The organism is Cryobacterium sp. MDB2-A-1 (genome assembly GCF_004402675.1).
Taxonomy (GTDB): Bacteria; Actinomycetota; Actinomycetes; order Actinomycetales; family Microbacteriaceae; genus Cryobacterium; species Cryobacterium glucosi.
In genome coordinates this window covers 1-9846 of sequence record NZ_SOFK01000046.1, presented here as the reverse complement: position 1 = coordinate 9846, position 9846 = coordinate 1, and the positions used below count along the sequence as shown (strand labels likewise).

Annotated in this window: 8 protein-coding genes and 2 pseudogenes; 7 read left to right on the top strand and 3 right to left on the bottom strand. The window is 66.3% G+C overall.

All coding sequences use genetic code 11. The features are described 5' to 3' along the window. Positions 1–358, bottom strand: a pseudogene (locus E3O39_RS17460) (rhamnose isomerase); the annotation flags it as partial. A 97-nt stretch (positions 359–455) separates the two neighbouring features. Next, positions 456–1097, bottom strand: a complete 642-nt coding sequence (locus E3O39_RS17455; RefSeq protein ID WP_134446406.1) for a class II aldolase/adducin family protein — start codon at positions 1095–1097, stop codon at positions 456–458. A 318-nt stretch (positions 1098–1415) separates the two neighbouring features. Between E3O39_RS17455 and E3O39_RS17450 the strand changes: the two genes are divergently transcribed. Beyond that, positions 1416–2720 (top strand): MFS transporter, encoded by a 1305-nt coding sequence (locus E3O39_RS17450; RefSeq protein WP_198413467.1) that lies wholly within the window; start codon positions 1416–1418, stop codon positions 2718–2720. Positions 2721–2903: 183 nt separating this feature from the next. On the opposite strand, the gene E3O39_RS17445 is transcribed toward E3O39_RS17450, so the two are convergent. Continuing rightward, complete coding sequence (locus E3O39_RS17445; protein WP_134446404.1) at positions 2904–3911, bottom strand: LacI family DNA-binding transcriptional regulator; 1008 nt, start codon at positions 3909–3911, stop codon at positions 2904–2906. A 282-nt stretch (positions 3912–4193) separates the two neighbouring features. On the opposite strand from E3O39_RS17445, the gene E3O39_RS17440 reads away from it, so the two are divergent. The 6 genes and pseudogenes from E3O39_RS17440 to E3O39_RS17415 all read left to right on the top strand — a co-directional run. Beyond that, positions 4194–5717: a sugar ABC transporter ATP-binding protein gene (locus E3O39_RS17440; RefSeq protein ID WP_134446403.1), complete on the top strand. Its 1524-nt coding sequence runs from the start codon at positions 4194–4196 to the stop codon at positions 5715–5717. Further along, positions 5714–6760, top strand: coding sequence for an ABC transporter permease (locus E3O39_RS17435; RefSeq protein ID WP_370294981.1), 1047 nt, complete (start codon positions 5714–5716; stop codon positions 6758–6760). Before E3O39_RS17440 ends, E3O39_RS17435 begins: the two co-directional genes overlap by 4 nt. Beyond that, on the top strand, positions 6757–7806 hold the full coding sequence (locus tag E3O39_RS17430) for an ABC transporter permease (protein WP_134446402.1): 1050 nt from the start codon (positions 6757–6759) through the stop codon (positions 7804–7806). The genes E3O39_RS17435 and E3O39_RS17430 overlap by 4 nt, the downstream gene beginning before the upstream one ends. A gap of 60 nt (positions 7807–7866) precedes the next feature. Continuing rightward, complete coding sequence (rhaS, locus tag E3O39_RS17425) at positions 7867–8931, top strand: rhamnose ABC transporter substrate-binding protein (RefSeq protein ID WP_134446401.1); 1065 nt, start codon at positions 7867–7869, stop codon at positions 8929–8931. 168 nt (positions 8932–9099) lie between these two features. Then, complete coding sequence (locus tag E3O39_RS17420) at positions 9100–9492, top strand: L-rhamnose mutarotase (RefSeq protein WP_134446400.1); 393 nt, start codon at positions 9100–9102, stop codon at positions 9490–9492. Next, a pseudogene (locus E3O39_RS17415) lies at positions 9489–9846 on the top strand (rhamnose isomerase); the annotation flags it as partial. The gene E3O39_RS17420 and the pseudogene E3O39_RS17415, both read left to right, overlap by 4 nt.

Sequence of the window (9846 nt, the reverse complement as noted above, 5' to 3'; positions counted from 1 at the left end):
GATCGATCGCCATCTGGCGCACCTTCGGGTCGATGTGGGTCAGGCTGCCGAACTTGTAGGCGTCATCCTGGAACGTGTTCGAGTTGACCGTGCCGAGCGTGACGCCGAGGTCTTCGGCGTACTTTCCGAGCGCCGCATAGTCGTCGACCTTGTCCCACGGAATGTGGATCGCGACGCTCGGGGAAAGCGCGGTGAACTTGTCGACCGTTGCGGCATCGGCGATCTTCTCCTGGGGGGTGCGCGGCGTGCCGGGGGTCGAGAAGACCTTGAAGCGGGTGCCCGAGTTGCCGAACGCCCACGACGGGAGCTCGATGGCCTGGCTTTCCAGGAGGCGAAGGGTTTCTGCGGATACCGTCATGGGGTCACTTCTCTGTGGGTATGTCTGTGGATACTGCTGAGGTTGAGCGCGGCGGCGGCCCGCTCGGGGCCGCCGCACATCGGGTGCCGAATGCCGCTTAGGGCAGGCGCGCACCCTCGGGGATGACGATCTTCTCGAGCTCGAGGATGTTCGGGGTGCCGAGCTGCAGGGCCCCGTAGAGCACCTGCGCGTTGGCCTCGACCGCGACGGCGACCTTGAATGCGCCGGCGACGTCTTCACCGACCGAGATCATGCCGTGGTTGCCCCAGACGACGGCGTTCGTGTCGTCGCCCATGAGCGCGGCGCTGAGCTCGCCGAAATCCTTGTTGGTGGAGAACTCGAACGGCATGATGCGCACGGCGCCCTTGGCGTAGAGCACCATGTTCAGCAGCACGGGGTCGATGGTCTTGCCGACGGCGCCGAACATGTTCGCGTACGGCGACTCGGTGTGCACGATCGCGTTGATGTCGGGGCGGCGGCGGTAATGGGCGAGGTGGACATCCGTCTCGGTCGACGGGAACAGGTCCCCCTCGATGACGACGCCGTCATAGCCGACGACGACCATCTCGTCGACCGTCAGCACGTCGTAGCGGATGCCGGAGGGCGTAATGACGATCGCGTCATGCTCGGGCAGGCGAATCGAGATGTTGCCCTGGGTGTTGAAGTTGAGTCCGGTACGCACCGACTCCTTGCACCAGTACAGGATTTCTTCGCGGAGTTCGCGACTGGCAAAGCTCATGGGATGTCCTCGTCTTCGTGGTAATTGAATCGTTTCAACTATCTCGACTATAACTCCGGAAACCACAGCGCGTCAACTCCCCGGTTCCCCCCGGATCGTCGCCCCCGGTCACGGCGCACCCGAAATGGTTAGGCAGGCACACGATTGTGACGTAGTCTGCTGGGACACCTCATTGAATCGTTTCATTCAATGAACGGTGCGGCGCCACCGGCGCCACCGCATCGCGTCCTCGAAGCCGAGGCCACGAGCCTCTGCATCAATGACGAGAGCAAAGGAGGACCATTCGTGGTCCGAATTGGAAACAAAAGCACAACCGGAATGAAAGCCACCATCTCGGTGGCGATGTCTAATTACATCGAAGCGGGATCGATCATCGCGATCGCAACCAGCCTGTCGCTCTGGCAGAAGGAGTTCGGGATCGACGACTTCGCGGTCGGATTGCTCGCGGCCCTGAGCGCGAACGCGTTCGGTGCGGCGGCGGGTGCGCTCATCGGCGGCCCGTTGTGCGACAAGTACGGTCGCAAGTTCATTTATACCTACGACCTCATCGTCTATATGATCGGCGTCGCCCTCGCCGTGTTCGCGATGAGCTACGGGATGCTGCTGCTCGCCTTCATCATCACCGGTATCGCCGTCGGGGCCGGTGTTCCGGCCTCGTGGACCTACCTCTCCGAGCAGGCGCCGGCTGGGCAGCGCGCCAAGCACGTCGGTGCCGCCCAGCTCGCCTGGTCCTGCGGCCCGCTGATCGGTTTCCTCCTCGCCGTCGCGGTCGAGCCCCTCGGCCTCCTCGGCAGCCGGCTCATCTTCGCCGAGCTCTTCGTCGTGGCCTTCATCACCTGGTACATGCGGCAGGGACTGCCGGAGACGGCCATCTGGAAGGAATCCAACGCGAAGGCGACATCCACCAACGTCTTCCACGGCGTCAAGGCGCTCTTCAGCAAGAAGGCCAACATCACCGCGATCTTCTTCCTGATCGGCGTGTACTCGTTCTGGAATATAGTCGCAGGACAAGCCGGAATCTTCATGCCGCGGGTCTACGCCGCCGCGGGAGTCGAGAGCGCCACGGAGCAGTACCTGCTGCAGGCGCTCGTCTGGGGTCTCACGGTGGCCACGACCTACTTCGGCTTCATGCGCCTCGCCGACAGGTTCAACCGCCGCATCCTCTACATCGTCGGTTCGCTTCTGGGCATCGCTGCCTGGGCCGTGCTCGTCTTCGCCGAACCGACCATGCCGGCGCTGCTCTCCTTCGCCGTGCTCTGGGGCGTCGCGGCCGGCATCGGCGCCCAGGCCTTCTACGGCCTCTGGGCCAGCGAGCTCTTCGCGACCGAGTACCGGGCGAGCGCGCAGGGCATCCTGTTCTTCGTCGCCCGGATCATGGTCGGCCTGCTCAGCATGGTCTTCCCGATCCTGCTGACCTCGATCGGGCTGTCCTGGCTCGGCCTCATCCTGATCGGCTTCCTCGCCGTCTCGCTCGTGGTCGGAGCCGTCTGGGCGCCGCACACCCAGGGTAAGAGCCTCCAGCAGATCGAAGCCGAACGCTACCCGGAAGACGTCGTCGCCGAGGAGTCAGTCGTCGAAGCATCCGTCGTCGGGGAACCGGTCGCGATGAACATGCACTTCTAGCCGGATCCAGCGCCCCGGTCTTCGCCGCCGCGCCCGTTTGCGCAGGTCGCGCCCGAAAGAGCGGGCGCGACCTGCGCAAACCGGCGCGGTTTCCGTCGTCACGGGGCGCGGGCAGCGGAAACCGGCGCGGACGCGGGGCGCGCGGGCGGGCGCGAAGCGGGTGCGGGCAGGCGGATGTCTCGCCTAGCCGGCGGTCGACTCGCGGATGATGAGCTCGGGCTGGAACTGGATCTGCTCGTGCTCGAAGTCCTCGCCGCCCTCCGCCTCGCGCATCAGCAGGTCGACGGCCGTGTACCCGATCAGGGCGCTCGGCTGGCGGATCGACGAAAGCGGTACAACGGCAGCGGACGCGAAGGCGATGTCGTCGTATCCGATCAGGGCGATGTCGCGGGGGACGCGTACGTCGCCGAGCATATTCAGTGCCTGGAGCACGCCCATCGCGAGCAGGTCGTTGGCCGCGAAGACGGCGTCCGGGCGTTCTCCCGCCGGGCGGGCGAGGAGCTGTTCACCGACGGACCGCCCCTGCAACACCGAGAGCGAGTCCGTGTCGATCGTCTCGAGGACGACCCCCGGGTGCTCGGCGACGGCCTTGCGGGCGCCCTCGAGCCGATCGACGACCTGGCGGATGCTGTGGGGCCCGCCGACGAAGGCGATCCGGGTCCGTCCGATGGCGGCGAGGTGGCTCACGGCGAGGTATCCGCCGGCCACGTCATCGACGGCGACGGACGAGAAGCTCCGGTCGGCGATCTCGCGGTCCACGAGCACGGTCGGTGTGCCGCGGGCGCGGAGCCGCGAGAGGCGGTCGCCGACGTCCCCGAGGGGTGAGATGAGCACGCCGTGCACCCTCTGTTCCTCGAAGAGGTCGAGATAGGCGCTCTGGCGCCCCGGGTTCTCGTCGCTGTTGCCCAGGAGCACCGTGAGGCCGTCCTCGGCTGCGCGGTCTTCGGCGCCGCGCGCGACATCCGTGAAAAAGGGGTTGGCGACGTCGAGGACGACGAGGCCGATGCTCCGGCTGCGACCGGCACGCAATTGGCGGGCTGCGTCGTTGCGCACGAAACCGAGCTGGCTGATCGCCGCCTGGACGCGTTCGACGGTGCTCGGGGAAACCTTGTCCGGGCGATTGAGCACATTCGACACCGTGCCGACGGACACGCCGGCAGTCGCGGCCACCTCACGCACGCTTACGGACATCGGGTCTTCTCCAGATCGGGCCGCACGGGGCCACGATGAATCGTGTCAGATCGGGGCGCGGATATCCAGCCACCGGCATCCGCGCGGTGTATTTCGCGGCGGGTCGGGGTTTGTTCCGCCCGCCGCCACCATGCTCCGAGAATAGCTCGTCGTTACGCAGTTGTTACTTGACAGCTGCGGTGGCATCGAAATAGATTTCCCTGTGTTCGCAGAATTAAAACGATTCAACGCCCGCTCGCGCGTTTCCCCAGCGTTCCTCAATGTGGAGGTCAGGACCTATCAATGTCGATCAGCCCCAGTAATTCCGGCCCGCCGGCCCTCGAACTGCGTGGAGTGGCCAAGGCCTTCGGATCGGTCGTCGCGCTGACGTCCGCCGACCTCACCGTGCACATGAACTCCATCCACGCCCTCGTGGGCGAGAACGGCGCGGGCAAGTCGACCCTCGTCAAGATCGTCGCCGGACTCTACCAGCGCGACGCGGGGGACTTCCTGCTCCGCGGCGAAAGCGTCGACTTCCGCTCGACGGCCGAGGCCAAGGCGGCCGGCATCGCGGTCATCTACCAGGAGCCCACCCTCTTCCCCGACCTCTCGGTCACGGAGAACATCTTCATGGGTCGCCAGCCGACCCAGCGCTTCGGCCGGATCGACCGCAAGGCCATGCGCGCTGAGGCCGAGGAACTGTTCACCCGCCTCGCGGTGCGAATCGACCCCGACCGCCCGGCCGAGGGGCTGTCGATCGCCGACCAGCAGATCATCGAGATCGCCAAGGCCATTTCGGTGGACGCCCGGGTGCTGATCATGGACGAACCCACCGCAGCCCTCAGCGGCGTCGAGGTCGACCGGCTCTTCGCCGTCGCCCGCAGCCTGCGTGACGAGGGCCGCGCCCTGGTCTTCATTTCGCACCGCTTCGACGAAGTCTTCGCCCTCTGCGACACCATCACGGTCATGCGCGACGGGCAATACATCTCGACCGATGCAATCCAGTCCACGAGCGTCGACGAGATCGTGCGCAGGATGGTCGGCCGAGAGGTCACCGACCTGTTCCCGAAGGAGGTCGCCCCTGTCGGCGACGTGCTGCTCGAAGTCGAGGGGCTGACCTCCGCCGGTGTCTTCCACGATGTGTCCTTCACGGTGCGGTCCGGCGAGATCGTCGGGCTCTCGGGCCTCGTCGGCGCCGGTCGCAGCGAGATCGTCCGTGCCGTTTTCGGCGTCGACCGCTACGACTCCGGAGCCGTGCGGATGCACGGGAAGTCCGTTCCGAAGCTCAACCCGACCGCGGCCATGGCTGCCGGAATGGCCCTCGTGCCCGAGGACCGCCGGAAGCAGGGCCTCGTGCTCGAGTCATCCGTCGCCCGCAACCTGACACTCTCGACCCGTACCCGGCTCAGTCGCTTCGGGTTCATCGACTCGAGCCTCGAGAACCGGGCCGCCAAGGACTGGGCCGGCCGCCTCGAGGTCAAGACGAACGCCCTCGACACCGAGGTCGGCACGCTCTCCGGCGGAAACCAGCAGAAGGTCGTGCTCGGTAAGTGGCTGTCGACGAACCCCGAGGTGCTCATCATCGACGAACCCACCCGCGGGATCGACGTCGGAACCAAGGCCGAGGTGCATCGCCTGCTCTCGCAGCTCGCGGGTGAGGGCCTCGGGATCGTGATGATCTCCTCGGAACTGCCGGAAATCCTGGGTATGGCCGACCGCGTGCTCGTCGTCCGCGAAGGCCGCATCACCGCGGAGATCTCCCGGGCGGATGCCACGGCCGAGTCCATCATGTTCGCTGCCACCCACTCAACGGAGTCCATCCAGTGACCACGACAACCAGCACCCAGACGCCCACCGGAGCGGGCGGCGGAGCGTTCCAGCGCGGTCTGCGCACCTTCCTGCGTTCCCGCGAGACCGGCATCCTCGCCGCCCTCGTGATCGTTGTGCTCATCACCACGATCAAGAACCCGAGTTTCCTCTTCAGCCAGGACGGATTCCGGGACCTGCTCCTCACCCCGTCGATCCTCGTGCTCGTGGCCGTCGGCCAGGCGATCGTGATCATCACCCGATCGGTCGACCTCTCGGTCGGCTCTGTCGTCGGACTGACGGCCTACCTGACCGGGCGCCTTTTCATCGACGTGCCCGGCATCCCGATCATCGTCGTCTTCGCCGCAGGCATGGCACTCGGTGCTGCGCTCGGCCTGCTCAACGGCGCGCTCGTCGCGTTCGGCAAGGTGCCGGCCCTCGTGATCACGCTCGGAACCCTGTATGCCTACCGGGGCATCAACGTGCTCTGGGCCGGCAGCAACCGGGTGAACGCGTCCGACCTGCCCAAGGACTTCCTCGCCCTCGGCACGAGTGCGCTGCTCTTCGTGCCGTACCTCACGATCATCGCGCTGATCGTGGTGCTCGTCGCAGGCTGGTACCTGCGCAACCAGCGAGGCGGTCGGGAGCTCTACGCGATCGGTTCGGATCCCGATGCCGCGCAGCTTTACGGACTCGGCGTCACCCGTCGCATCCTCGTCGCCTTCCTGCTCTGCGGCGCCCTCGCCGGGCTCGCCGGCGTGCTCTTCGCTGCCCGTTACGGAACGACCAACTCGCAGACGGGCACCGGGCTCGAGCTGCAGGCCGTCGGCGCTGCCGTGATCGGCGGCGTCGCGATCTTCGGCGGCAGCGGCACCGTCTACGGCGCGGCCATCGGTGCGGTCCTGCTGCTCACCATCAACCGTGCCCTGCCTATCCTGGGCATCCCCGACTTCTGGCAGCAGGCGGTCGTGGGCACCCTCATCATCGGCGCTATCGTGCTCGACCGGGTCCTCTCGCTCCGACTCTCCCGCCAACTCATTTCAGAACGGGAGGTCTCCGCATGACCATCTCCGCCCCGGCCGACAGCCGGACCGGCACGCGCGTCTACGCCGAGTACGGTCGACCCTTCTGGATGCGCCTGCTCCTCACCCGCGAGATGGCGGTCATCGTCGCCCTCATCCTCGTGATCGTGATCGCCTCGCTCGAGGTGCGCCGCTTCGGCACCACCACGACGCTCGGCTTCCTGCTCCTCGACGTCGCGCCGATCCTGATGATCGCCCTGCCGATGACCCTCGTGATCATGATGGGCGAGATCGACCTCTCCGTCGCAAGCACGCTCGGCCTGAGCAGTGTCCTGCTCGGTATCCTGACCCAGGCCGGCTGGCCGGTCCCGGTCGCCATCGTCGCCTGCCTGGTGATGGGCCTCGTCGCGGGCCTGATCAATGCGCTCCTGGTCACCGTGGTCGGCCTGCCCTCGCTCGCGGTCACCATCGGCACGCTCGCCCTCTATCGCGGCATCGCCGTCGGCCTGCTCGGGACGACCGCCGTCACGAGCTTCCCGGCGTTCTGGACCGGCCTCGCCCAGTCGAAGTTCGGCAGCACCGGCATCCCCGTCGCCATGGTGCTGGTCGTCGCGTTGATCGTGGTCTTCGTCGCTCTCCTGCACTTCACCCCCTTCGGCCGCGGAATCGTGGCGATCGGCTTCAGCACGGAGACCGCGCACTTCTCCGGAGTGCACGTCAACCGGACCAAGGTCGTCGCCTTCATGCTCACGGGGCTGATCGCCGCGCTCGCCGGAATCTACTGGACCTTCCGCTACGGCAGCGCTCGCGGTGACAATGCGATGGGACTCGAGCTGTCGGTCATCGCCGCGGTCCTCCTGGGTGGAGTGTCCATTTTCGGCGGCAAGGGCGCCATCCACGGCGTCATCGCCGGCGTGCTCCTGATCGGCGTGCTGCAGAGCGCGCTCCGCCTCGCCAATGTCAGCTCGGACGTCATCAACATCATCACCGGCGCCCTGCTGATCCTGTCCGTGCTCTCCCCCCGATTTCTGTCGTGGTTCCGCAGCCTGCGTTTCCGTCGTGCCACGCCAGAGAAACAGAAGCAGTAACCGCTCCGTTCCCTCGCCCGACCACCAACATCCGCTTCACCCCACCTGAAAGGCACAACGATGTCTCCTTCCACCACCACCCGGCGCCACGGCGCCCGCGCTGTCGCGCTCGTCGCCGGCGTCGCAGCCATCGCCCTCCTCGCCACCGGATGCTCCAGTTCGGCCTCGACCGACACCTCCACCGGTGCAGCTGCGTCCGGCTCCGGCGACAAGAACTACGCGATCACGTTCCTGCCGAAGAACCTCGGCAATGCCTACTTCGACACCTCCGACAAGGGCGGATCCAAGGCGATCACCGAATTCGGCGGAACCTACGCCGAGGTCGGCCCGGCGACCGCCGCGGCCGATGCCCAGGTCAGCTTCATCAACACGCTCACCCAGCAGGGAGTCGGCGCGATCATCATCTCCGCCGACGACCCCACGGCGATCGGCAGCGCCCTCAACGAGGCCCGAGCGGCCGGCACCAAGGTCGTCACCTTCGACTCGGACACCGACCCGCAGTACCGCGACCTGTACATCAACCAGGCCACGGCCGACGGCATCGCCAAGATCGAGGTCGACCTGATCACCAAGCAGATCGGCGACACCGGCGAGGTCGCCATCCTCTCCGCCTCGGCCAACGCGACCAACCAGAACGCCTGGATCGAGACGATGAAGAAGGAACTCGCCGCGAACCACCCGAACGTCACGCTCGTCGACACCGTCTACGGCAACGACGATGACCAGACCTCCTTCGACAAGACGGCGGCCCTGCTCCAGTCGCACCCGAACCTGAAGGGCATCATCTCGCCCACAACGGTCGGCATCGCAGCGGCGGCCCGCTACCTGCAGACCTCGCAGTACAAGGGCAAGGTCGCGCTCACCGGTCTCGGCACGCCGAACCAGATGCGTGACTACGTCAACGACGGCACGGTCACGGCATTCGCGCTCTGGAACCCGGCCGACCTCGGCTACCTCGCCGCCTACGGCGCCAAGGCCCTGATCGACGGCACCATCACCGGCAAGGAAGGCGACAAGTTCACCGCAGGCGCCCTCGGCGAATTCACCGTCGGCAAGGATGCCACCGTGCTCCTCGGCGAGCCGTTCACATTCACCAAGGAGAACATCGCGGACTTCAACTTCTAGGTCGTTCCACGCGCACAACCCCGTATCACCCGCAGTATCGCAGTGCCCGCGCGAGTCGGCTGCGGGGCGGATGCCGGTTGCATCCGTCCCGCGGCCTTGCGGGAATGCGCTCCGCACGGCAAACTTGAATCGATTCATTTTCGGAATCCGAACCAGCAAGGAACCTCAATGTCGAGCAGCGATACCCAGCACCGCGTGTGCTTCCAGCTCCAGGTCAAGCCGGAGCTGATCCCCGAATACCGTCGTCGCCACGCCGCAGTCTGGCCCGACATGCTGCTGGCCCTCAAGAGCACGGGCTGGAACAACTACTCCATTTTCCTGCGCGACGACGGGCTGCTGATCGGCTACTTCGAGACCGCGAGCCTCGCCGCCGCCCAGACGGGCATGGCCGCAACCGAGGTCAACGCCCGCTGGCAGGCCGAGATGGGCGACTTCTTCGTCGCCCTCGACGGTGCCCCAGACACCGGTTTCCTCCAACTGACCGAGATCTTCAATCTGGAAGACCAACTCGACTCCCTCGCCGCCGCATCCGCTGCCCCGACCGAAAGAAGCACAACGTGAGCATCAGCCCCGACACCCTGGCCCAGCTCGAGGGGCAGGTCATCGAACTGCCGTCCTGGGCGTTCGGCAACTCCGGCACCCGGTTCAAGGTGTTCGGCACGCCCGGCACCCCGCGCACCATCCAGGAGAAGATCTCCGACGCCGCGCAGGTGCACCAGGTCACCGGCCTTTCGCCGAAGGTGGCCCTGCACATCCCGTGGGACAAGGTCGACGACTACACCGGTCTGCGCGAGTTCGCCGCGGAGAAGGGCCTCGCGCTCGGCACGGTCAACTCGAACACGTTCCAGGATGACGCCTACAAGTTCGGCAGCCTGACCCACATCGACCCGAAGGTGCGCCAGATGGCGATCGATC

Excerpts from the sequence above, each read along its gene's own strand:
- rhaS (WP_134446401.1), top strand. The coding sequence starts at position 7,867 with ATGTCTCCTTCCACCACCACCCGGCGCCACGGCGCCCGCGCTGTCGCG.
- E3O39_RS17455 (WP_134446406.1), bottom strand. The coding sequence starts at position 1,097 with ATGAGCTTTGCCAGTCGCGAACTCCGCGAAGAAATCCTGTACTGGTGC.
- E3O39_RS17420 (WP_134446400.1), top strand. The coding sequence starts at position 9,100 with ATGTCGAGCAGCGATACCCAGCACCGCGTGTGCTTCCAGCTCCAGGTC.
- E3O39_RS17430 (WP_134446402.1), top strand. The coding sequence starts at position 6,757 with ATGACCATCTCCGCCCCGGCCGACAGCCGGACCGGCACGCGCGTCTAC.
- E3O39_RS17450 (WP_198413467.1), top strand. The coding sequence starts at position 1,416 with ATGAAAGCCACCATCTCGGTGGCGATGTCTAATTACATCGAAGCGGGA.
- E3O39_RS17445 (WP_134446404.1), bottom strand. The coding sequence starts at position 3,911 with ATGTCCGTAAGCGTGCGTGAGGTGGCCGCGACTGCCGGCGTGTCCGTC.
- E3O39_RS17440 (WP_134446403.1), top strand. The coding sequence starts at position 4,194 with ATGTCGATCAGCCCCAGTAATTCCGGCCCGCCGGCCCTCGAACTGCGT.